Source organism: Stutzerimonas marianensis, assembly GCF_022810315.1.
In the GTDB taxonomy this organism is placed as follows: domain Bacteria; phylum Pseudomonadota; class Gammaproteobacteria; order Pseudomonadales; family Pseudomonadaceae; genus Stutzerimonas; species Stutzerimonas marianensis.
Map to the genome: position 1 here is coordinate 71163 of NZ_JALGRD010000011.1, position 22141 is coordinate 93303.

Below are 22141 nucleotides of genomic sequence, written 5' to 3' on the forward strand. Positions count from 1 at the left end.
CCTCTTAACTTTTAACCTTCACCGTCCGCAGGACCCGCATCGTCATCACGAGATGCGCGACCGCGAAAATCAAACAAGCTGTCGACAACGGCCAAAACGGCCAGTAGCGGATAAACCAATTGCATGAACAGCACGAGCGCCACATAGAACCCGACCAGCCAGAACCGGGCCATACGCCCTTGCTTGACCAGCCCGTGAAGCAACGCCACACCGGCAAATACCAGCGGAACACTGCACAACGGCGCCACCATTGCCATCTGTACGCCCAAGCTCGGCCCCAGCAGGATGCCCATCAACAGCAACATCGCCGGCAGCGACGAAAGCCGTAGAGCCCTGAATTCCAGGCCGAACCCACCCGGGTTGTACAACACCGCCTGCCAGTAGCGGCCCAGCATCAGGCTGAGCACAGTTGCGATCTGCAGCAAGGCCGCCAACAGGCCGGTCAACACCGGAGTCAGCAGCGAACCCAGTCGCGCCTGCTCGTCCGTCGAGAGTTGCTGGTACGCGTCCGACAGCATGTCGGGCAATACCTTCTGCAACTCCGTGGCGAGTGCGGCGATCGGCTCACCGAAAACCACCCCGAGCGCCCAGGCATACAACAACCCGAGCCCCACGCTACACAGCATCACACGGGACCAGGACGCCTGATCGCGCAACAACCACGCCAGACCAAACGACCCCAGCAAGACCAGCAAGGTGCGCGGATCGCCGAAATACCACCAGATGCAGGCGGGCACCACAGCCCAGACCAGAACACCCAGCGCATCGCGTAGACCACGGCGCAACAACACCAGACTACCCGCCGCCGCACACAGCCAGAACAACATCGGCAGCGCCGCGGAGGCAGCCACCACGACGATGGCTTGCATACGGCCGCGCATGATGAAATCAGCCAGGGCGCGCATGCGGTCTATCCTTTACTTCTGTCGAACAGTTCGATCAACGACCGTGGCTGTCGGTGTAGGGCAACAGGGCCAGGAAACGAGCGCGCTTGATCGCGGTAGCCAGCTGGCGCTGATAACGTGCCTTGGTTCCGGTGATGCGGCTAGGAACGATCTTGCCGGTTTCGGAAATGTAGGCTTTCAGTGTGTTGAGATCCTTGTAGTCGATCTCTTTCACGTTTTCTGCAGTGAAACGGCAGAACTTACGACGACGGAAAAAACGTGCCATGAAATAGGCTCCTCAATAGGTCCGTGGATTACTCGTCCGCGTTGTTGTCGCGGCTGTCGCTGTCATTGTCGTTTTCGTTGACATTGTCAGTTTCAGGGCGATCACGACGCTCGCGGCGTTCGCTACGGTTTTCCTCGGCCTTGAGCATTTCGGACTGCTCGGTCACGGCTTCGTCGCGACGGATGACCAGGTTACGGATGACGGCATCGTTGTAGCGGAAGTTGTCTTCCAGCTCGGCCAGGGCCTTGCCGCTGCATTCGACGTTCAGCATCACGTAGTGAGCCTTGTGCACGTTGTCGATGGCATAGGCCAGCTGACGACGACCCCAGTCTTCCAGACGATGGATCTTGCCACCGTCTTCTTCGATCAGCTTGGTGTAACGCTCCACCATGCCACCGACCTGCTCGCTCTGGTCAGGGTGGACCAGGAAGATGATTTCGTAATGACGCATTGTTGCTCCTTACGGGTTGCAGCCTGCCGCTTGGCGCGGATCAGGCAAGGAGTGAATCAGGATGTTGTCTTGCCGACAGCGGGGCGCGAAAACGCCTGCCGTTCGGGCAAGGGGCGCAATTCTATTGAAGCGCGCCCGCCTGCGCAAGGCGATCTGGTGAATGTTTGACCAGCCCCCCCTCAGCATTGCACCCCACCCGTGCGATCGTCTCGGATGCCATCAAGCAGCGTGCGCACCTGCTGGATGTCGTAGGGCTTGAGCATCGACTTCAGCCCCTCCAGCCCTTCCTGGCGCGCATCGACCGGATAGCCCGAGGCGATGACGATACTCAGCGACGGATGACGCGCCCGCGCCTGGCGCGCCAGCTCGATGCCGCTCATGCCGGCAAGGCCGACATCGGTGAGCAGCACATCGAATTCGCGTCGAGCGAGCTGTTCGAGCGCTTCCTCGGCCGAATCGCATGGACTTACCTGATGGCCAAGCTCCTCCATCACCTCCCCGGTCAGCATGCGCAGGGTCGGGTCGTCCTCGACGAAGAGAATCTTCAGGACGCCTGCCTCGCCGGATGCAGGTAGCGCAGCCTCCGCCACCGCGCTCGCACCTTCGTCAAACGAGGCAGTCGAGGCTAGGGGTGCTTGGCTCGGCGCCGAGGCGTCGCGCGGTAGACAGATGCGCACCACCGTCCCGGCCCCCGCCTCACTTTCCAGATCAACGAAGCCGCCGCTCTGCTTGACGAAGCCGTAGACCATGCTCAGCCCCAGTCCGGAGGCGTTACTTGCCTGTCGCGTAGTGAAGAAAGGCTCGAAAGCACGGGACAGGACGTCTGGCTGCATGCCTTCGCCCTGATCGATCACGCTCAGCTCCACATAATCCCCCGGCACCGCATCCGGGTGGCCGACGAGTGCCGCAGCATCGAACGTCTGGTTGCGCAGGCGCAGCCTGAGCTCACCGCCGCCCACCATGGCCTCCCGGGCATTGACCGCCAGGTTAAGGATCGCCGCCTGAAGATTGCCGATGTCCGCCGAGACCGGCCACAGCCCAGCCTGAGTGTCGACATCCAGCCGCACGGCGCGCCCCAGCGCACCGTTGAGCAGTTCACTCATCTGATCGAGCAGCTCACCCAGATCGACTTCCCGAGGCAGCAGGGGCTGACGACTGGCGAAAGCCAGCAGCTGCGAAGCCAGACGCGCGCCCTTCTCCACGCCACCGACCGCGGACTCCAGCCGCCGGAGCGCCGTTTCATCGGTTCCCAGATTGCGCCGCAGCAACTGCAGGTTGCCCCCGATGACCTGCAACATATTGTTGAAATCATGGGCGATCCCACCGGTCAGCTTGCCGACGGCCTCGAGTTTCTGAGCCTGCATCAGCGCCGCTTCCGCCGTTCGGCGCTCGGACTCGCTCTGCACCAGTTCCTGGGTTCGCTCGCGAACCAGCTCTTCGAGATGGTCGCGGTGCGCCTGGAGCTCCTGCTGGCTGCGATGCTGCTCGGTCACGTCGCTGCCCAATACAAAGATGCCCGACGCCTTACCGTCGCGCTCGATGATCGGTTGATACACGAAATCGACGTACACCTCCTCCGGTTCGGTGCCGGGGTGGCGTCGAATCAAGGCGCGCATGCCACGCCCAATATAGGGCTGACCGGTGTTGTAGACCTGGTCCAGTAAGCCGATGAACACCTGGCCTTCGAGTTCCGGCAACGCATCGCGTACCGTGCGACCGATCAACGGGCGATGCCCGGTCAACGCCTCGTAGGCGGCATTGGCCAACTCGAACACATGGTCGGGCCCGCGCAGAAAACAGGCAAACCCCGGAGCCTGCGCAAAGAGTTGCCGAAGCTGATTGCCTTCGTTCTGCATCAACCTGGCGCGAGACATGATCCCCGCCTCGATCTGCTGCGATGGCTGGCCTCCCGCCTCGACCGAACGCAGTGACTCCTTCAGCGATTGCAATTCGGTAATGTCCACGGTGTGCTGCAGGATGGTGGCAACCTCGCCACTCTCATCCAGCAAGGGCGTGTGCGTCGCACTCCAGTAGCGATCCTGATGGGCGCCCCCTACGAGGATCGAATAGCGGATCACCGGCAGGCTGTCGACCGCTCGCGTGCGCAGCACCCGGGCAAAGGAATCCAGCAACTCATCGACATGCGTTGTCTCAGGTGCGTCGGGGTCTGCGGAAAAAGCATCGTGTATACGCTTGCCGACGATATCGTCGAGTGCGCGTGCGGTGAGTTTCAGATAGGCATCGTTGGCATCGAGGATCACCAGATCCCGATCCAGCAACAGGTAGGCGTTCGGGGAAACCCTGAACAGGGCCTCGAAAGGCGGGCGTTGCGGCATACAACCTCCATGATGCTAGCCTGGCACGGCCGGATGCGGCTCATGCGCCAGACCAGAGCCGGGCAAGTGCAACTGAAGGGCAAGGGTTGCCTCGACGGCACGGGATCGACAATTGACCGCAAGGCATGCGATCTGGTTCGGAACGCCCTGCACCGAGCAAGGCGCAGGCGGGTGCTTCAGCTCGCAGGCCTACCGCGGCGCCGTTGGCGCTGTGCCTCGAACAGGCAGACACCGGTCGCGACCGACACATTGAGGCTGCTGACGCTGCCCGCCATCGGCAGGCGCACAAGAAAGTCGCAATGCTCGCGCGTCAACCGGCGCATGCCTTTACCCTCGGCACCCATCACCAGCACCGTCGGCCCGCTCAGATCCTGATCGTAGAGTTCCTGCTCGGCCTCGCCCGCCGTCCCGACGACCCACAAGCCACGCTGCTGCAACCTCTCCAACGTGCGAGCCAGGTTCGTCACGGCGACGAGCGGCATCACTTCGGCAGCCCCACAGGCCACCTTGCGCACGGTTGCGTTGAGCGTTGCCGACTTGTCCTTGGGGATGATCACCGCCAGCGCCCCGGCCGCATCGGCCGTGCGCAGGCAGGCACCCAGATTGTGGGGGTCGGTCACACCGTCGAGCACCAACAGCAATGGCGGCCCTTCAGTCCGATCGAGCAACTCATCGAGCATCGCGTCGCCCCAGACCTGACTGGGGCTGACTTCGGCAATCACGCCCTGGTGCACGCCCTCGACCCAGGCGTCCATTTCACGTCGCTCGCACTGACCGACGCGAACCTTCGCTTGCCCAGCCAGTTGCAGCAACGCCTGGACACGCGGATCTCCACGCCCCTCGGCGAGCCAGATCTGCTTGACTCGTTTCGGGTGGTGACGAAGCAACGCCTCTACGGCATGCAAGCCGTAGATTCTTTCCAGGTCGCTCATGACTTCGCCTTACGCTTGCTGCGTGGCGCGTCCGATTTGCTACGCGTGGCACCCTCGCCCTTCGCTTTCGAACTGCCGCGCTTCGGCTTGCCGGCGACTCCCTTGTCTTTGGCCTCGGAAAGCAGCGCCTTTTTCATCTCCCGACTCTTGAGCACCTCGGCGCTGACGTCTGCCTTGTCCTTCGCGCCGCTCGTCTTTTTGCCGCGCGCTGGCCGCTCGGACTTACGTTCGCGCTCGCCCGTGGCATTGCGTTCGGCAATGCCGACTCGGCTGCCACCACCGATCAGCTCGAAGTCGATCTTGCGCTCATCCAGGTCGACCCGCATGACGCGGACCTCGACGCTGTCACCGAGGCGGAAGCTGCGCCCGCTGCGCTCGCCGGACAGGCGATGATGCAGCGGATCGAAATGGTAGTAGTCACCCGGCATTGCCGTGACATGAACCAACCCTTCAACGTAGATATCGGTGAGCTCGACGAACAGACCGAACCCCGTCACCGCAGTGATGACGCCCGGGAAGCTCTCGCCCACGCGATCCTTCATGAACTCGCACTTGAGCCAGTTGACCACGTCGCGGGTTGCCTCATCGGCGCGGCGCTCGGTCATGGAGCATTGCTCGCCAAGTTGCTCGAGCGACGCCTCGTCGTACGGGTAGATTCGCGCCTTCGGCATGCTGCTCGCACCCGCGCGGCGAACATGCGAGGTCTCGCGGCGAGAGCGAATCACACTGCGAATGGCGCGGTGAATCAACAGGTCCGGGTAGCGGCGAATGGGCGAGGTAAAGTGCGCGTATGCCTCATAGTTGAGCCCGAAGTGACCATTGTTGTTCGGGCTGTAGACCGCCTGGCTCAGCGACCGCAGCATGACGGTCTGAATGACGTTGAAGTCGGGTCGACCCTGGATGCGCTCGAGCAATGCCTGATAATCCTTCGGCGTCGGCCCTTCTTTCCCCTTGTGCAGGGTCAGCCCGAGCTCGCCGAGGAAGGCGCGCAATTTTTCCTGACGCTCCAGCGGTGGCCCGTCGTGGACCCGATAAAGTCCAGGGATGCCATGGTCCTGAAGGAAATGTGCGGTGGCCACGTTGGCGCACAGCATGCACTCCTCAATGAGCTTGTGCGCATCGTTGCGCTCCGTCGGCCGGATCTCGGCGATCTTGCGACCGGCACCAAAAACGATACGGGTTTCCTGGGTCTCGAAATCGATCGCGCCACGCGCGTGACGTGCCTTGAGAAGAACCTTGTACAGCGCATGAAGCTGCTTGAGATGCGGCAGCACCTGGGCATATTCGCCAGTCAGGCGCTTGCCCTCCGCGGATGCGGGCTGCTCCAGCATGCAGCTGACCTTGTTGTAGGTCAGGCGGGCATGGGAATGAATCACCGCTTCATAGAACTGGTAGTCGGTCATCTTCCCCGACTTGTTCAGCGTGATCTCGCAGACCATGGCCAGGCGATCGACATGGGGATTCAGCGAGCAGAGGCCATTGGAGAGTGCCTCCGGCAGCATCGGCACTACCCGCTCGGGGAAATACACCGAGGTGCCGCGCAGCTCGGCCTCCTTGTCGAGCGCCGAACCAACCTTCACGTAATGCGACACGTCGGCGATCGCGACATAGAGGCGGTAGCCGCCGGAGAACAGCTTCCAGCCGCTGAGCTTCTCGCAATAGACCGCGTCGTCGAAATCGCGCGCGTCTTCACCATCGATGGTTACGAAGGGCAGATGGCGCAGATCGATACGCTTCTGCTTGTCCTTTTCCTCGACTTCAGGCTTGAGCTTCGCTGCCTCGCGCTCAACCGCCTCGGGCCAGATATAGGGAATGTCGAAGCTGCGCAGCGCCACGTCGATTTCCATGCCCGGTGCCATGTAGTTACCGATCACCTCGATGACGTCGCCCTGCGGCTGGAAACGCTGCGTTGGCCAATGGGTGATCTTGATTTCCACGAACTGCCCGGGCTTGGCGTCCAGGGAGCGTCCAGCGGTGACAAGCACCTCCTGCTGGATTTTCGGATTGTCGGCCAGGACGAAACCGATGCCGTTCTCTTCCTGATAGCGCCCGACGATAGTCTCGTGGGCACGACTGATCACCTCGACGATGGCGCCTTCGCGGCGACCGCGACGATCCAGCCCGGCAACGCGCGCAAGACAGCGGTCGCCATCGAACACCAGGCGCATCTGGGCGGGGCTCAGAAACAGATCGTCGCTGCCATCATCGGGAATGAGGAAGCCAAAGCCATCGCGGTGGCCGCTCACGCGACCGCACACCAGGTCAAGCTTGTCCACCGGGGCATAGGTGCCGCGCCGGGTATAGATCAGCTGACCGTCACGCTCCATCGCGCGCAGTCGGCGGCGCAGCGCTTCGATATCGTCTTCGGAATCCAGTCCGAACTCATCGACCAGTTGTTCCCTGGTCGCTGGTGAGCCGCGCTCGCTCAGGTGCTGAAGGATCAGCTCGCGGCTGGGGATGGGGTTGTCATACTTTTCCGCTTCACGTGCGGCCTCGGGGTCGAGGGATTGCCAATCGGCCATTAAGAGATGTCACCTTTCATTCATTTATAGAGGCAGAACGCCCTATACCTATTGAAGCGCGAAACGCATGCGCGCGGCAGGTTTCGGGCAAATTATTTTTCCCGGGCGGGGCTTTACAAGGCATAACCTCGCCCGTATAGTTCGCGCCCACAATGTCTGGTTGACGTTGTAACACGTAAGCGATGAAGTATCATCGTTTTGTGCCCAGGTGGCGGAATTGGTAGACGCACTAGGTTCAGGTCCTAGCGGTGGCAACACCGTGGAAGTTCGAGTCTTCTCCTGGGCACCATCACTCCTTACAGCCAGGTTCATCTTCGGCTTATCGAGTACGAAGCAAGTCGGCTTCGACCAGCAATCGACAAAAAGTCGATGAGCAATCATCGCAATGTGCCCAGGTGGCGGAATTGGTAGACGCACTAGGTTCAGGTCCTAGCGGTGGCAACACCGTGGAAGTTCGAGTCTTCTCCTGGGCACCACTCTTCAGAAAAACCGAGCCAATGGCTCGGTTTTTTCGTTTCTGCCCGACCGTTATTTGGCAGCCCGCCAACGGCCTGCATGATCGACACGCCCCTGACACGAAAAAGCCGCCCGAAGGCGGCCTTTCCATGGCGCGCGCGATCAGGCGTAGGGATGACGCAGCACGATGGTCTCGTTGCGATCAGGTCCGGTGGAGATGATGTCGATCGGCGCCTCGACCAGCTCCTCCAGACGCTTGATGTAAGCGCGGGCGTTCGCCGGCAATGCATCGAGCGACTTCGCTCCAACGGTGGACTCGCTCCAGCCAGGCATTTCTTCGTATACCGGCTGCAGCCCTTGATAACTATCCGCATCGGTCGGCGCATCGACCAGCAGCTCTCCGTTGCGATCCTTGTAAGCGACGCAGATACGGATGGTTTCCAGCCCATCCAACACGTCGAGCTTGGTCAGGCAAAGGCCCGAGACGCTGTTGATTTCGATCGCCCGACGCAGCACTACCGCATCGAACCAACCACAACGACGCGCCCGACCGGTGGTCGAACCAAACTCGTGCCCACGCTCGGCCAGGCGGGCGCCGGTCTCATCAAAAAGCTCCGTCGGGAACGGACCGGAACCTACGCGCGTGGTGTACGCCTTGGTGATCCCCAGAATGTAGTCGAGGTACAGCGGGCCGAAGCCCGAGCCGGTTGCCGTGCCGCCAGCCGTCGTGCTGGAACTGGTCACGTAGGGGTAGGTGCCATGATCGATGTCCAGCAGCGAACCCTGGGCTCCCTCGAACATGATCCGCGCGCCCTGCTTGCGCAGGTTGTGCAGGCAAGCAGAGACGTCCGTCATCATCGGCTTGAGGATTTCGGCATATCCCAGCGCCTCATCCAGCGTCTTCTGAAAATCGACCGGCTCGACCTTGTAGAAATGCTGCAGGATGAAGTTGTGGTATTCGAGCAGCTCGCGCAGCTTCACGGCGAAACGCTCGGGATTGAACAGATCGCCGATGCGCAGGCCACGACGCGCGACCTTGTCTTCGTAAGCCGGCCCGATTCCACGCCCGGTGGTGCCGATCTTCCCCTCGGAGCGCGACGCCTCGCGGGCCTGATCCAATGCAACGTGATAGGGCAGGATCAACGTACAGGCCGGGCTGATGCGCAGCCGCTCGCGAACCGGAACGCCTTTCTCCTCAAGCTTGGTGATCTCGCGCATCAAGGCGTCAGGGGCGACCACCACGCCATTACCGATCAGGCACTGCACGTTCTCGCGCAGGATGCCGGACGGGATGAGGTGAAGGACGGTCTTCTCGCCATCGATGACGAGCGTGTGCCCTGCATTGTGGCCACCCTGGAAACGGACGACGGCCGCCGCCTGATCAGTGAGCAGATCGACGATCTTGCCCTTGCCCTCATCACCCCACTGGGTGCCCAGGACCACGACATTCTTACCCATAAACCCATGTCCTCTTCGGCGAAGCATGCCGGCCCTAGCCGGCAAAGAAACAAAATCAGCCTAGCGCATCCGACCACACCACTCAGCGGGACAGAGGCACTACCACCCATGAATCGTTACGCAGCATCAATTGACGATCACACCCAACACCCTGCGCAGAGGCACCATCCTGACCATCCAGCGCCTGAACCACCCGCTCGCCCTGCTGACGCAGTTCGCGGATCGCCCTCCAAAGCGAGGCGTCTCCACCGCACGGCGCCCAAACGCCCGCGGCACGACAAGACAAATCGGCATTGCCCAGGCTGACCAAGGTCTTGAGGTCGGTTGAAAACCCCGTCGCAGGTCGCGCGCGACCGAAGTCCGCGCCGATATCGTCGTAGCGGCCGCCCTGAGCGATGGACTGCCCTACGCCCGGAACAAAGACGGCGAACACGATACCAGTGTGATAGTGGTAACCACGCAGCTCGCCCAGATCGAAATAAAGAGGCAATTGCGGGTATCGCGCAGCCACTTGGTCAGCGATGCGAATCAGGCCTTCCAACGACTCGACCACAGCGGCCGGCGCGGTGGCGAGTAACGAACGTGCGGCATCAAGCGTCTCGCGACCGCCACACAAGCGAGCCAATGCCCGCAGCATGCGAGCCAACTCGGGCTCGACCGCAGCGGTCAGCGCCTCGATCTCGTCCATCGCCTTGCGCTGCATGGCATCGAACAACTGTTGCTCGGCATGGCCGGACAGCCCTGCCGCTCGGGCAAGCCCGCGGTAAATGCCCACGTGCCCCAGATCCATGTGCACGTCCGGCACGTCGGCCAGTTCGAGCATCTCGAGCATTAGACTGATCACTTCGAGATCGCTCGAGGTGCTGCTGTCTCCGTAGAGTTCGGCACCAAGCTGGATCGGGCTGCGCGAGGTTGCCAACGCCTGCGGCTTGGCATGCAGCACGCTACCGGCGTAGCACAGGCGACTTGGCCCTTCGCGGCGCAACGTATGCGCATCCAGCCGGGCTACCTGCGGCGTGATGTCCGCACGCAGCCCCATCTGTCGACCGGACAGCGGGTCGATCACCTTGAAGGTCTTGAGATCCAGATCCTGACCCGCGCCAGTCAGCAGTGATTCGAGAAATTCGATATGCGGGGTGATGACAAGCTCGTAGCCCCAACGCTGAAACAGGTCCAGCACCCGGCGCCGTGCCGTTTCGATGCGCGCCGCCTCGGCGGGCAGCACTTCCTCGATTCCATCTGGCAGGAGCCAGCGGTCTAACGTTGCCATTTCGCCATCACCCCTCGATACGGCAAACCCATTCAAACAGACGAATGCCGGGCTGCAGCTAGAGCCGGCCATCGGTCGCGTGCGATTTCGTTTTGAACCGTGGCCTCAGCCACACCCCATTCCTAGGGCCTACATGGCAGACCATGCGTGGATCACGCCTGGCCTCTATCGGAAGCCCAGACGCAAAAAAGCCGGGAGTGTCCCGGCTCAGCGATCATAGCAACCTTTTGCCGATGGGTCACCCGGCGACGCTGACGCCCCGCCGGATGAACCCCCATCGCAAATCACCGGTTGGTGGAAGATTCCAGATAGCGGAAGAAGTCACTATTAGGATCGAGGACCAGCACGTCGTCCTTGTTGGCGAAGCTTTCGCGGTAAGCCTGCAAGCTACGGTAGAAGGAGTAGAACTCCTGATCCAGGCCGTACGCCCCTGCATAGATGGAAGCAGCCTGCGCATCGCCATCACCTCGCAGCTCTTCCGCTTCCCGGAACGCCTCGGCAAGCAATACGCGACGCTGACGATCAGCGTCGGCACGGATGCCTTCGGCGAGTTCCTTACCCTTGGCCCGGTGTTCGCGGGCCTCGCGCTCACGCTCGGAGCTCATCCGCTCGAACACACTGCGGTTGACTTCACGTGGCAGGTCGATCCCTTTCACGCGGACGTCCACGACCTCGATCCCGAGCTCCTGTTGCGCCGCACGATTCAGGCTGTTGGTGACCAGCCCCATCAACTCGTCACGCTGCCCGGAGACCGACTCGTGCAGCGTGCGCTTACCGAACTGGTCCCGAAGGGCAGCCTCAAGACGGCGCGCCAGACGCTCGTCGGCGATCTGCTTCATGCCCGAGGTCGCGGTGTAGAAACGCTCGGCATCATCCACCCGCCACTTGGCGTACGAGTCGACCATCAGCGCCTTCTTTTCCAATGTCAGGAAGCGCGACGTCGTGGTATCGAGCGTCATCAACCGGCCATCGAACTTGCGCACACTGTTGACGTAAGGAATCTTCACGTGAATGCCCGGCTTGACGTCGGGTTCGACGATGCGCCCGAAGCGCAGCAGCACTGCACGCTCGGTCTGCGACACGATGTAGAAGCTGTTCCAGGCCACGATGGCCAGCACCACGCCGACGATCAGGGCGGTCAGAGACTTGTTACTCATCAGCGAACCTCCCTTGTACGCACTTCACGCGGATCAAGCTCTGGCGGTAGCCGCGTCGTCTGGGTCGAGGCTCCCGATGCCGAGACGGCAGACGAGCGATCCGAACTGTCGTTGCGGCTGTTGATCATCTTGTCCAGCGGGAGATAGAGCAGGTTGTTCTGGCCCTTTTCGCCAGTCACGAGCACCTTGCTGGTGTTGCTCATTACTTCCTGCATGGTTTCCAGATAGAGGCGCTCGCGGGTGACTTCCGGTGCCTTGCGGTACTCGGCGACCAGCTTGCTGAAACGATCCGCCTCACCCTGGGCTCGAGAAATCACCGCATCACGGTAACCACTGGCTTCCTCAAGCATGCGCTGCGCCTGGCCACGCGCCTCGGGAATAACCCCATTGGCATACGACTCGGCCTGGTTCTTCTCACGCTGCTCGTCTTCCCTTGCACGGATCACGTCATCGAAGGCTTCCTGCACTTCGCGCGGAGCCGCCGCACTCTGCAGGTTGACCTGGGTGACGATGATGCCGGTGCCGTAGTTGTCGAGGAACCGCTGCAGGCGCTCCTTGACTTCGCCCGCCATGGCTTCACGCCCCTCGGTCAGCACCTGGTCCATCGCCGTAGACCCGACCACGTGGCGGACAGCACTGTCGGTCGCGTGCTGCAACGACGCCTCGGGATCCTCGACGTTGAGCACGAAGGCCTGCAGGTCGCTGATCTTGTACTGCACGGTGAGCGGGACCTCGATGATGTTCTCATCCTCGGTCAGCATCTGACCCTGCTTGCTGTAGGAGCGCTCACGCGTCACGTTCGCCTGGAACTTGCGATCGAAGGGCGGAAAGTAAATGTTCAGACCCGGGCCGACCGTTTCGTGGTATTTGCCGAAGCGCAGAACCACGGCCTGCTCCTGTTCGTCCACGATATAGATCGCATTGAACAGCCATACCGCCAACAGCAGCACGAGGCCGACCCCGAGAAGCCCAAAACCGCCGCGACGGCCACTGCCGCCACCGGACGACGATCCACCGCCGCGCTTCTTGTTGCCGAACATTCCGTTCAGGCTGTCTTGCAATTTGCGGAAGGCCTCATCCAGATCCGGCGGCCCCTTCTGGTCGCCGCCACCGCGACGACCGCCGCCACCACCGCCCCAGGGATCCTGGTTGTTCGAGTTGCCACCCGGCTCATTCCAAGCCATAGCGCTCTCCATTCAGATAAAGCAAAAGACGCGCAACGGCGCGCCCGCCAATGCTACCGAAAGCCCATTACGAAAGGGCTGAAAACCCGCGTGACCCTTTATTGCAAAGTATGTTGTTCAATGAACTGTTGCATGTCGATGCCTGCCTGGCTGACCAGCCGATTGAGCTCGACGCGCTGCAACCTGACATCCAGCAGACTCCCGCCTTCCTCGTCATGGGCCTCCGCCTGAACGGCGCCCAACTCGAACAGCTTCGCCCTGAGACGGCCAAGCTGTTGCGGCAGCCGCAAGGTCCCGACGAACAGATCGTCACCCAACAGCTCGGCAATGGCTTGTTGCAACAGATCCAGTCCGAGCCCCTGCTGCGCCGACACCCACACGCGTTGAGGAACGCCGTCAGCGTTGCGCTGGATCTGCGGCTCGATACCCTCGAGCAGGTCGACCTTGTTGTAGACCTCCAGCAAGGGCAACTCATTGGCGCCAATCTCGGTCAAGACGGCCAGCACCTGTTCGATCTGCTGGTCACGTTCCGGCTCGTGCGCATCGATGACATGCAGCAGCAAATCGGCATTACTCGACTCTTCGAGCGTGGCCCGGAAGGACTCGACGAGCTTGTGTGGAAGATGCCGGATGAAGCCGACGGTATCGGCCAGCACGACCGGCCCGAGATCATTCAGCTCGAGCCGACGCAACGTCGGGTCCAGCGTGGCGAACAGCTGATTGGCGGCATAGACCTGCGACTCGGTCAGCGCGTTGAACAGCGTGGACTTACCGGCGTTGGTATAGCCCACGAGAGAGACCAGCGGAATATCGGCGCGCCGCCGCCCCCGTCGCGCCTGCTCGCGCTGGCCACGAACCTTTTCGAGTCGCTGTTTGATCTGGCGAATGCGCACCCGCAGCAAGCGGCGGTCGGTTTCGAGTTGGGTTTCGCCCGGCCCCCTCAGCCCGATACCACCCTTTTGCCGCTCAAGGTGGGTCCAGCCCCGAACCAGCCGGGTGCTCATGTGTTCGAGCTGAGCCAGTTCCACCTGCAGCTTGCCTTCGTGGGTGCGTGCCCGCTGGGCGAAGATATCCAGGATCAACCCGGTTCGGTCGAGCACGCGGCATTCGAGCGCACGCTCGAGGTTGCGTTCCTGGCTGGGTGTCAGCGTGTGATTGAAGATCACCAGCTCGACTTCGCTCTCCTTGACCAGGTCGTGGAGTTCCTCGACCTTGCCGCTGCCGATCAGAAACTTGGCGGACGGCTGATGACGCGAAACATTGACGAAACCAACCGTCTCCGCCCCGGCCGACCGCGCCAGCTCCTGGAACTCCTGAGGATCTTCACGTGCCGCTGGATCCTGGCCATCCAAATGGACGAGGATGGCCCGTTCACCACCACCGGGACGTTCAAAGAACAAAGACTGACCCCTTATTCGTTACCCGACTCAGCCTGCTCGGCATCGCCTGTGGCAGGCAGACGGACCGGGCGCCCCGGCACGACCGTGGAGATGGCGTGCTTGTACACCATCTGGCTGACGGTGTTCTTCAAGAGGATGACGAATTGGTCGAAGGATTCGATCTGGCCCTGCAGCTTGATGCCATTGACCAGATAAATGGAAACCGGAACGCGTTCCTTACGCAAAGTGTTCAGGTAAGGGTCTTGTAGCGAATGCCCTTTTGACATGTGCCGCACTCCTTAGAGGATCTTTTCATTAGTTTTTAGAATCAAACACAGCCGATCCAGTCTGAGGATAGCCGGTCAAATTGCAGTGTCAGCTCAATATGGAGAGCGATTCCAAGTATTTCAATGCGCGCGGCAGATTGTCGCGGGCCGACGTTTCCAGCCAGTGAATCCCATCCCAACCCCGCAGCCAGGTCAGCTGACGCTTGGCCAACTGGCGCGTAGCGGCTACGCCCCTCTGCAGCATTTCGTCCCTAGCGTAGTCGCCGTCCAGGTAACTCCAGACCTGCCGATAACCCACCGCGCGCATCGAAGGCATCTCGGGGTTCAAATCGCGACGTTCACGAAGTGTTTCGACCTCTTCGACGAAGCCCTGTTCAACCATCTGCACGAAGCGCTGCTCGATACGATGATGCAGGACCTGCCTCTGTGCCGGCGCAATTGACAACTGCGCGACAGTATAAGGCAAGATGGAGCGCTCTGACTCGCCCGCTCCAGCTTTTTGCGCGCGCTGTCGTGCACGGTGCTCGCTCATGCTCATCCCACTGACTCGATAGACTTCGAGCGCCCGCACCAGCCGCTGGGGATCGTTGGGATGAATCCTGGCGGCGGATTCGGGATCGACCTCGGCGAGTTGCCTGTGCAGCGCGGCCAGTCCTTCGGCTTCGGCCTGCGCCTCCAGCGCGGCGCGTATCTGCGCATCGGCAGGGGGCATCTCGGCCAGCCCGTCGAGCAAGGCGCGGTAGTAAAGCATGGTCCCGCCGACCAGCAAGGGGATGCGTCCCGATGCGCTTATTTCCGCCATCGCCTCGCGGGCGTCGCTCACGAACTCTGCCGCCGAGTAGCTTTGTGCCGGATCACGGATATCGATCAAGCGGTGCGGAAAGGCCTCAAGCAAAGCCGAGGGCGGTTTTGCCGTGCCGATATCCATGCCTCGATAGACAAGTGCCGAATCGACGCTGATCAACTCGCAGGGCAACGCCTGGGCAAGCTCGATGGCCAGGTCGGTTTTCCCCGCGGCGGTCGGACCCATCAGGAAAATCGCGGGTGGTAATCGGGACATCATCTACTCGATAAGGCAGGGCTACAGAACGCAGCGGGACGAGGCAGGATGGTTACCTGCCGCGCAGGAAGAGCTTGTCCAGGTCACCCATGCTCATCTGCGTCCAGGTCGGACGCCCATGGTTGCACTGCCCGCTGCGCTCGGTCTGTTCCATGTCCCGCAGCAGCGCATTCATCTCCGGCAGGGTAAGGCGACGATTCGCGCGTACGGCACCGTGGCAGGCCATGGTGCCGAGCAGCTCATTGAGATGCGCCTGGATGCGGTCGCTGGTGCCGTATTCGAGCAGGTCGGCCAGCACGTCATGCACCAGCCGAGTGGCCTCGGCCTGTTTCAGCAACGATGGCACCTGACGAATTGCCAGGCTCTCCGGGCCGAGCCGCTGCAGCTCGAAGCCGAGCATCCGGAACCAGTTCGCATGCTCTTCCGCACAGTCCGCCTCGCGCTGGCTCACCGCGATGGATTCGGGCACCAGCAGCGGCTGGCCGCGCAGGCCCTCACTGGCCATCGCGCGCTTCAGCCGTTCGTACATGATCCGCTCGTGGGCAGCATGCATGTCCACCAGCACCAGGCCGTGCGCGTTTTCCGAAAGAATGTAAACGCCCTTGAGCTGGGCAAGTGCGTAGCCAAGCGGTGGCACGTCATCCTGGGGTTCCGGCAGCACCGTCGACGCCGGAGACTCGGGCAACGGCGAAAAGAACTCGCGATAGGCGCCCTGCGCTTCTGCGACAGTGCCGGTCGGAAGCGAACTGGGCGCCTGATAGCCTGCGCCCGCCCCTCGCCAGGCTGGGGGAGACTGCCGATCCAACGTACTGGCGGCCAGGCTCATCTCGTTTTGCCCAGCGAATTCACCTGCCGCCAGTCCACTGACAGAGGGGGTAGCGCTGAGGGACGCCGGTGCGAGCTGATCTTCCGGCCGAACATCTGCCAGCGCGCGATGCAGGGTCCCATAGAGAAAGTCATGGACCGTGCGGTTGTCACGGAAGCGCACTTCATGCTTGGTCGGATGCACGTTGACATCCACGACCGCCGGATCGACATCCAGAAAAAGCACGAAGGTCGGATGCCGACCGTTGAACAGCACATCGCGATACGCCTGGCGTACAGCATGCGCGACCAACTTGTCCCGGACCATGCGACCGTTGACGTAGAAATACTGGAGATCCGCCTGGCTGCGGGAATAGGTCGGCAACCCGACCCAGCCCCATAGATGCAAGCCATTGCGCTCTATTTCGATTGGCATGGCCTGCTCGAGAAAGGCCGGCCCGCAGACCGACGCCACGCGACGCGCACGGGACGCCGCATCCGCCGCCTGGTGCAGTGCCAACACGCCCTTGCCGTTGTGCCGAAGATGAAAGGCGACATCGAAGCGGGCCAGCGCCAGGCGCTTGATGACTTCCTGGAGATGGTCGAACTCGGTCTTCTCGGTCCGCAGAAACTTGCGCCGCGCTGGGGTGTTGAAGAAGAGGTCGCGCACCTCCACCGAGGTACCCACCGGGTGAGCGGCCGGCTGGACCCGTGCCTGCATGTCCCGGCCTTCGGTTTCCACTTGCCAGGCTTCACTTGCATCGGCCGTGCGAGACGTAAGCGTAAGCCGCGACACGGAACTGATCGAAGCCAGTGCCTCACCTCGGAAGCCCAGACTGACGACGCGCTCGAGATCCTCAAGATCGCGAATCTTGCTTGTCGCATGCCGGGCAAGCGCCAACGGCAGGTCGTCGGCGGGAATACCGCAGCCGTCATCACGCACCCGCAGCAGCTTGACGCCACCTTGCTCGACTTCTACCTCGATCCGTGTCGCGCCAGAGTCCAGGCTGTTTTCCAATAATTCCTTGATCACCGACGCCGGACGCTCGACGACTTCCCCCGCCGCGATCTGGTTGGCCAGCCGTGGGCTCAGTAACTGGATACGTGCCGCCCCCGTCATGGCTGCGCAGCCAGGGTCGTCGCAGGAATGTTCAGGGTCTGGCCAACCTTGATCACGTCGCTTTTCAAGCTGTTGGCGCTACGCAGCTGCGGCAGGCTGACCTGATAACGCTCGGCCAGCAGAGCCAGGCTCTCGCCGGAGCGCACCACATGCTCGCGTGGACCGGCCGCGATCTTGCCCGAATCGCGCAACCAGGCGACATAGGTGCCCGGCGGCGGATTCTCGTGGAAGAACTGCCGCACCCCGCTGTGAATCGAGCGCGCCAGCGACTGCTGATGTGAGGCGGTTTGCAGCTTGCGCGCTTCGGAGGGATTGGAGATGAAACCGGTCTCGACCAGGATCGAGGGAATGTCCGGCGATTTCAGCACCATGAAGCCGGCCTGCTCGACACGCCGCTTGTGCAGCGGCGTGATGCGACCCATGTTGCTCAGCACTTTCTGTCCGACGTTGAGGCTCGAAGACAACGAAGCGGTCATCGACAGGTCCAGCAGCACACCGGCGAGCATCTGGTCCTTGTCGCCGAGGCTGACGTTGCCCGCGCCGCCGATGAGATCGGAACGGTTTTCGCTGTCGGCCAGCCAACGCGCGGTCTCCGAGGTCGCGCCGCGGTCCGACAGCGCGAACACCGAGGCGCCGTAAGCGGCCGAACGTGGCGCGGCGTCGGCATGAATCGAGACGAACAGATCGGCGCCCTTCTTGCGGGCGATCTCGGTCCGTTTGCGCAGCGGAATGAAGTAATCGCCCGTACGGACCAGCTCCGCACGAAAGCCCTTGTCCGCGTTGATCTGCCGCTGCAGTTCCTTGGCGATGGCCAACACCACCGTCTTTTCATAGACCTTGCCCGGCCCGATCGCGCCGGGGTCTTCACCGCCGTGCCCGGCGTCGATGGCAACGACGATGTCACGCTTGCCACCGGACACCGCGGGGAGCTTGACGGACGGCAGGGTCGGCGACACCGGGGCAGACGGCTTGCCGGGCGTCGTGGTCGCGGGCACGCTCGCCGTGCTGGCAGCATCCGCGGGATTGTCGAACAGGTCGACCACCAGGCGATGGCCATACTGCTGGTTAGGCGGGAGGGAAAAGCTTTTCGGCGCGACCTGCGACGACAGATCGATCACCACACGCAAGGTATCGGCGTCATATTTGGCCGCCCGCAGGCCGGCAATGGGGGTGTTCTCCAGCGGCAGCTGGTCAAACGGCTTGGGCAATTCACCACCATCGACGTCGATCACGATGCGATCCGGCGCGGTCAGGGTGAACACCTTGTGCTCGACCGGTCCAGAGAGGTCGAAGACCAGCCGGGTATTGTCCGGCGCCCGCCACAGGCGCACGCTCTGTACATCGGACGCGGCGAACACCTGCATGGCCGCGAGCATGAATGCCAAACCACTTGCCAGCGCGCGTATGCGCATACCCAACCTCATGAAGTTCATTGATTGCCGTCGGTCAGGATGGAACACCAGCCGTTACCCCGCTCGCCCCGCGGCGTCAGGTGCAGCCTGCGGCCGGTCCCTTGCGGCGTAATGGTAATGTCCAGGTCCGCCTTTGGCAAAATGCCTGCCCCGCGCTCCGGCCATTCCACCAGGCAGAGCGCATCACCCTCGAAATAATCCCGGATGCCGAGGAACTCCAACTCCTCCGGATCGGCCAGCCGATACAGGTCGAAATGAAAGATGCGAGCATCGGCCAGCTCGTAGGGCTCGACCAGAGTGAAGGTCGGGCTCTTCACCTTTCCGTCGTGGCCGAACCCCTGAATCAGGCCGCGTGAGAGGGTGGTCTTTCCCGCGCCCAGATCACCATGCAGGTAGATCACGCCGCGCCCAGCGGTCGCGCTGGCGATTCGCGCCCCGAGCGCCAACATGGCCTGTTCGTCAGCGGCGTACAGGATCACATCCTGCATGGCGATTGCTCCTCAAGAAGATGGCGAATGGTGGTGATCAGGTCGGCTGCAGCGATCCCTCGCCCTTCGCGGCCATGGCTCTCGCCGGCAGCGGCATGCAGCCAGACGGCCAGACAACCCGCCTCGTAGGGGGCCAGACCCTGGGCGAGGAAGGCCGCAGCCACCCCAGCCAGCACGTCGCCAAGTCCAGCACTGGCCATCGCCGGATGGCCGCGATCACACAACGCGAGCCGACCATCCGGCGCAGCGATCAGCGTGCCAGCGCCCTTGAGGATTACGGCGCAACGATAACGCTCGGCCAAGGCCCGCGCGGCACCGGGCCGATCGGCCTGAATCTCGGCGACATCGCACTGCAGCAAGCGAGCAGCCTCGCCTGGATGCGGGGTCAACAGACAGTCGGGCGGCACCTCGACCGCGCCGGTCGCCAGCAGATTCAACGCATCGGCGTCCCACACTTGAGGCTTGCCGAAACCCGGTGCCAACGAAAGCAGGCTGCGTCCCCAGGACGCCTGCCCCAATCCGGGGCCCACGACCAGCACATCAGCACGCGCCAGCAGGGCCGTCAGGCTGTAGGTGGACTCGACACCGCTGCACATGATTTCCGGCCGCCGCACCAGCGCCGCGGTAACGTGCTCCGGCCGGGTCGCCAGGCTCACCATACCGGCACCGCAGCGCAGCGCCGCCTCGGCGCTGAGCAGCGCGGCGCCGCCGGTGCCGAGGTCACCGCCGATCACCAGTACCTGGCCGAAACTGCCCTTGTGCGCCGTCATCGGGCGGGGTCCCAACCTCGGAAGGCTAGCGGGACAAAGGCGTGTCGCGGCCGCCTGCAGCCTGGCAAGCTGCGTCTCGTCGGCCTGAAGGTCATCGAACACGAGCTCACCGACGAGGTCCGGCGCTTGCGCGGTGAACAGGCCAAGCTTGAGACCGATGAAGGTTACCGTGAGATCCGCGCGAACGGCGACACCGAGCGCCCTGCCGGTGTCCGCGCACAGCCCCGACGGCAGATCCACCGCCAGCACGGGCCGGCCGCTGGCGTTGATTCGCTCGATCGCACCCGCGTAGGGATCGCGCACCTCGCCTGAAAGGCCGGTGCCCAGCAGCGCGTCGACCAACACGCCTTCCAGCGTAACGTCGTCCGCCCAGGGGCATATGTCGACGCCCGCCTCGCGTGCCGCATCCCGCGCCAGCGCCGCGTCGCCCTGCAACTGCTGAGCGTCGCCGACGGCAACGACCTTGACCTGACGACCGGCACGTCGGGCCAACGCGGCGATCAGATAGCCATCTCCGGCATTGTTGCCGCGCCCCGCAAGCACGGTGATGGATTCCTCGTCAGGCCAGCGCCGGCGCAGCGCGCGCCACGCGGCATGGGCGGCACGCTGCATCAGTTCGAAACCGGGCGTGCCGGCGGCAATCAGGCGCGCATCGAGTTCGCGCACCTGGGCGGCGTTGTACAGGGCGACGGGCAGGGAGTCGGTCATCGGAGCAGGGATCATCGCGGCGGAATGTCTGGCAGAATTATACGCACCCGCTCACTTCCCGCCGCAGTCTCCGATGTCCAGCTCCGCTCTCGACCCCGTCGCCCTCGCCAACTCCATCAAGGAGTGGGGCCGCGAGCTCGGCTTCCAGCAGGTGGGGATCACCGGCGTCGACCTCGGCGAGCACGAGGCGCATCTCGAGGCCTGGCTCGCGGCGGGCTACCAGGGCGAGATGGACTACATGGCCGCCCACGGCAGCAAGCGCTCGCGGCCGGCCGAACTGGTGCCCGGCACGCTGCGGGTCATCTCGTTGCGCATGGACTACCTGCCGGGCGACACCCGCATGAGCCAGCAGCTGGCCGACCCGGAAAAAGCCTATGTGTCGCGCTATGCCCTGGGCCGCGATTACCACAAGCTGATCCGCAAGCGCCTGCAACAACTGGCCGAGCGCATCCAGCAGGTGATTGGTCCGTTCGGCTACCGAGCCTTCGTCGACAGCGCGCCCGTGCTGGAAAAGGCCGTGGCGCAGCAGGCCGGTCTCGGCTGGATCGGCAAGAACACCCTGGTGCTCAACCGCAAGGCTGGAAGCTGGTTCTTTCTCGGCGAACTCTTCGTCGACATCGCGCTGCCGATCGACGAGCCCAGTGCGCGCGACCACTGCGGCAGCTGCCACGCTTGCCTGGACATCTGCCCCACCGAGGCCTTCGTCGGTGAACGGCTGCTGGATGCGCGGCGCTGCATTTCCTACCTCACGATCGAGTTGAAAGGCCCGATCCCGGTCGAGCTGCGGCCGAAGATTGGCAACCGTGTGTTTGGCTGCGACGACTGCCAGATCGTCTGCCCCTGGAACCGCTTCGCTCGCCCCACCGAGCAGACCGACTTCCAGCCCCGCCACAGCCTCGACAATGCCGAACTGGCGGCGCTGTTTCGCTGGACCGAAGCGGAGTTTCTCAGCCGTACCGAAGGCTCGCCGCTGCGGCGGACGGGTTATCAGAACTGGTTGCGCAACCTGGCCGTCGGGCTGGGCAACGCACCCTCGAGCATTCCCGTGCTTGAAGCGCTGCAGGCTCGCCGCGAGGACCCATCTGAACTGGTGCGCGAACACGTCGAGTGGGCACTGGCGCAACATGAAGTCCGCCAGCGCACCTGACCAGCCCATGTTTCAGGACTTGAGAGAGAT

Annotated in this window: 18 protein-coding genes and 2 tRNA genes; 3 read left to right on the forward strand and 17 right to left on the reverse strand. The window is 62.8% G+C overall.

What is annotated here, in order from left to right:
* Positions 1–11: 11 nt before the first annotated feature.
* From MST27_RS18715 to rnr, 6 genes are all read right to left on the reverse strand, one after another.
* Positions 12–905, reverse strand: a complete 894-nt coding sequence (locus tag MST27_RS18715; protein ID WP_243607452.1) for a hypothetical protein — start codon at positions 903–905, stop codon at positions 12–14.
* A 34-nt stretch (positions 906–939) separates the two neighbouring features.
* Positions 940–1170 carry a 30S ribosomal protein S18 gene (gene rpsR, locus MST27_RS18720; RefSeq protein ID WP_019340128.1) on the reverse strand — a complete coding sequence of 77 codons (231 nt, stop codon included), beginning with the start codon at positions 1168–1170 and terminating at the stop codon, positions 940–942.
* 28 nt (positions 1171–1198) lie between these two features.
* The gene (gene rpsF, locus MST27_RS18725; RefSeq protein ID WP_243607453.1) at positions 1199–1621 is read right to left on the reverse strand and encodes a 30S ribosomal protein S6; all 423 of its coding nucleotides are present in this window, start codon (positions 1619–1621) and stop codon (positions 1199–1201) included.
* Positions 1622–1800: 179 nt separating this feature from the next.
* Positions 1801–3957, reverse strand: a complete 2157-nt coding sequence (locus tag MST27_RS18730) for a PAS domain-containing sensor histidine kinase (protein WP_243607454.1) — start codon at positions 3955–3957, stop codon at positions 1801–1803.
* Between the two features lie 176 nt (positions 3958–4133).
* Positions 4134–4889 carry a 23S rRNA (guanosine(2251)-2'-O)-methyltransferase RlmB gene (rlmB, locus tag MST27_RS18735; RefSeq protein ID WP_243607455.1) on the reverse strand — a complete coding sequence of 252 codons (756 nt, stop codon included), beginning with the start codon at positions 4887–4889 and terminating at the stop codon, positions 4134–4136.
* Positions 4886–7411, reverse strand: coding sequence for a ribonuclease R (gene rnr, locus MST27_RS18740; protein ID WP_243607456.1), 2526 nt, complete (start codon positions 7409–7411; stop codon positions 4886–4888). The genes rlmB and rnr overlap by 4 nt, the downstream gene beginning before the upstream one ends.
* Positions 7412–7613: 202 nt before the next feature.
* On the opposite strand from rnr, the gene MST27_RS18745 reads away from it, so the two are divergent.
* Together MST27_RS18745 and MST27_RS18750 are read left to right on the forward strand one after the other, a co-directional pair.
* Positions 7614–7700, forward strand: a tRNA-Leu gene (locus MST27_RS18745).
* A gap of 100 nt (positions 7701–7800) precedes the next feature.
* Positions 7801–7887 (forward strand) — tRNA-Leu (locus tag MST27_RS18750).
* A 142-nt stretch (positions 7888–8029) separates the two neighbouring features.
* Here MST27_RS18750 and MST27_RS18755 read toward each other — a convergent pair.
* The 11 genes from MST27_RS18755 to MST27_RS18805 all read right to left on the reverse strand — a co-directional run bounded on the left by MST27_RS18755 (position 8030) and on the right by MST27_RS18805 (position 20964).
* The gene (locus tag MST27_RS18755; RefSeq protein ID WP_243607457.1) at positions 8030–9325 is read right to left on the reverse strand and encodes an adenylosuccinate synthase; all 1296 of its coding nucleotides are present in this window, start codon (positions 9323–9325) and stop codon (positions 8030–8032) included.
* Between the two features lie 82 nt (positions 9326–9407).
* Entirely contained in the window at positions 9408–10595 is a 1188-nt protein-coding gene (locus MST27_RS18760) for an ATP phosphoribosyltransferase regulatory subunit (protein ID WP_243607458.1), read from the reverse strand.
* Positions 10596–10879: 284 nt separating this feature from the next.
* Positions 10880–11752: a protease modulator HflC gene (hflC, locus tag MST27_RS18765; RefSeq protein ID WP_243607459.1), complete on the reverse strand. Its 873-nt coding sequence runs from the start codon at positions 11750–11752 to the stop codon at positions 10880–10882.
* Positions 11752–12936, reverse strand: a complete 1185-nt coding sequence (gene hflK / locus MST27_RS18770; RefSeq protein ID WP_243607460.1) for an FtsH protease activity modulator HflK — start codon at positions 12934–12936, stop codon at positions 11752–11754. The genes hflC and hflK overlap by 1 nt, the downstream gene beginning before the upstream one ends.
* 98 nt (positions 12937–13034) lie before the next feature.
* The gene (hflX, locus tag MST27_RS18775) at positions 13035–14336 is read right to left on the reverse strand and encodes a ribosome rescue GTPase HflX (protein ID WP_243607461.1); all 1302 of its coding nucleotides are present in this window, start codon (positions 14334–14336) and stop codon (positions 13035–13037) included.
* An 11-nt stretch (positions 14337–14347) separates the two neighbouring features.
* On the reverse strand, positions 14348–14602 hold the full coding sequence (gene hfq / locus MST27_RS18780; protein ID WP_243607462.1) for an RNA chaperone Hfq: 255 nt from the start codon (positions 14600–14602) through the stop codon (positions 14348–14350).
* Positions 14603–14690: 88 nt separating this feature from the next.
* Positions 14691–15662 (reverse strand): tRNA (adenosine(37)-N6)-dimethylallyltransferase MiaA, encoded by a 972-nt coding sequence (gene miaA, locus MST27_RS18785; protein WP_243607463.1) that lies wholly within the window; start codon positions 15660–15662, stop codon positions 14691–14693.
* 52 nt (positions 15663–15714) lie between these two features.
* Positions 15715–17586 carry a DNA mismatch repair endonuclease MutL gene (gene mutL, locus MST27_RS18790; protein ID WP_243607464.1) on the reverse strand — a complete coding sequence of 624 codons (1872 nt, stop codon included), beginning with the start codon at positions 17584–17586 and terminating at the stop codon, positions 15715–15717.
* Complete coding sequence (locus MST27_RS18795) at positions 17583–18998, reverse strand: N-acetylmuramoyl-L-alanine amidase (RefSeq protein ID WP_275973315.1); 1416 nt, start codon at positions 18996–18998, stop codon at positions 17583–17585. The genes mutL and MST27_RS18795 overlap by 4 nt, the downstream gene beginning before the upstream one ends.
* 17 nt (positions 18999–19015) lie before the next feature.
* Positions 19016–19486: a tRNA (adenosine(37)-N6)-threonylcarbamoyltransferase complex ATPase subunit type 1 TsaE gene (tsaE, locus tag MST27_RS18800; RefSeq protein WP_243607466.1), complete on the reverse strand. Its 471-nt coding sequence runs from the start codon at positions 19484–19486 to the stop codon at positions 19016–19018.
* On the reverse strand, positions 19474–20964 hold the full coding sequence (locus MST27_RS18805) for an NAD(P)H-hydrate dehydratase (RefSeq protein WP_243607467.1): 1491 nt from the start codon (positions 20962–20964) through the stop codon (positions 19474–19476). The genes tsaE and MST27_RS18805 overlap by 13 nt, the downstream gene beginning before the upstream one ends.
* A 73-nt stretch (positions 20965–21037) precedes the next feature.
* Here MST27_RS18805 and queG point away from each other — a divergent pair, with 73 nt between their 5' ends.
* Positions 21038–22111: a tRNA epoxyqueuosine(34) reductase QueG gene (gene queG / locus MST27_RS18810; RefSeq protein WP_243607468.1), complete on the forward strand. Its 1074-nt coding sequence runs from the start codon at positions 21038–21040 to the stop codon at positions 22109–22111.
* Positions 22112–22141 lie beyond the last annotated feature (30 nt).

What these genes read in the sequence shown, in the direction of transcription:
- MST27_RS18715 (WP_243607452.1), bottom strand. Translation starts at nt 905, where the DNA reads ATGCGCGCCCTGGCTGATTTCATCATGCGCGGCCGTATGCAAGCCATC.
- rpsR (WP_019340128.1), bottom strand. Translation starts at nt 1,170, where the DNA reads ATGGCACGTTTTTTCCGTCGTCGTAAGTTCTGCCGTTTCACTGCAGAA.
- rpsF (WP_243607453.1), bottom strand. Translation starts at nt 1,621, where the DNA reads ATGCGTCATTACGAAATCATCTTCCTGGTCCACCCTGACCAGAGCGAG.
- MST27_RS18730 (WP_243607454.1), bottom strand. Translation starts at nt 3,957, where the DNA reads ATGCCGCAACGCCCGCCTTTCGAGGCCCTGTTCAGGGTTTCCCCGAAC.
- rlmB (WP_243607455.1), bottom strand. Translation starts at nt 4,889, where the DNA reads ATGAGCGACCTGGAAAGAATCTACGGCTTGCATGCCGTAGAGGCGTTG.
- rnr (WP_243607456.1), bottom strand. Translation starts at nt 7,411, where the DNA reads ATGGCCGATTGGCAATCCCTCGACCCCGAGGCCGCACGTGAAGCGGAA.
- MST27_RS18755 (WP_243607457.1), bottom strand. Translation starts at nt 9,325, where the DNA reads ATGGGTAAGAATGTCGTGGTCCTGGGCACCCAGTGGGGTGATGAGGGC.
- MST27_RS18760 (WP_243607458.1), bottom strand. Translation starts at nt 10,595, where the DNA reads ATGGCAACGTTAGACCGCTGGCTCCTGCCAGATGGAATCGAGGAAGTG.
- hflC (WP_243607459.1), bottom strand. Translation starts at nt 11,752, where the DNA reads ATGAGTAACAAGTCTCTGACCGCCCTGATCGTCGGCGTGGTGCTGGCC.
- hflK (WP_243607460.1), bottom strand. Translation starts at nt 12,936, where the DNA reads ATGGCTTGGAATGAGCCGGGTGGCAACTCGAACAACCAGGATCCCTGG.
- hfq (WP_243607462.1), bottom strand. Translation starts at nt 14,602, where the DNA reads ATGTCAAAAGGGCATTCGCTACAAGACCCTTACCTGAACACTTTGCGT.
- miaA (WP_243607463.1), bottom strand. Translation starts at nt 15,662, where the DNA reads ATGTCCCGATTACCACCCGCGATTTTCCTGATGGGTCCGACCGCCGCG.
- mutL (WP_243607464.1), bottom strand. Translation starts at nt 17,586, where the DNA reads ATGACGGGGGCGGCACGTATCCAGTTACTGAGCCCACGGCTGGCCAAC.
- MST27_RS18795 (WP_275973315.1), bottom strand. Translation starts at nt 18,998, where the DNA reads ATGCGCATACGCGCGCTGGCAAGTGGTTTGGCATTCATGCTCGCGGCC.
- tsaE (WP_243607466.1), bottom strand. Translation starts at nt 19,486, where the DNA reads ATGCAGGATGTGATCCTGTACGCCGCTGACGAACAGGCCATGTTGGCG.
- MST27_RS18805 (WP_243607467.1), bottom strand. Translation starts at nt 20,964, where the DNA reads ATGACCGACTCCCTGCCCGTCGCCCTGTACAACGCCGCCCAGGTGCGC.
- queG (WP_243607468.1), top strand. Translation starts at nt 21,038, where the DNA reads ATGTCCAGCTCCGCTCTCGACCCCGTCGCCCTCGCCAACTCCATCAAG.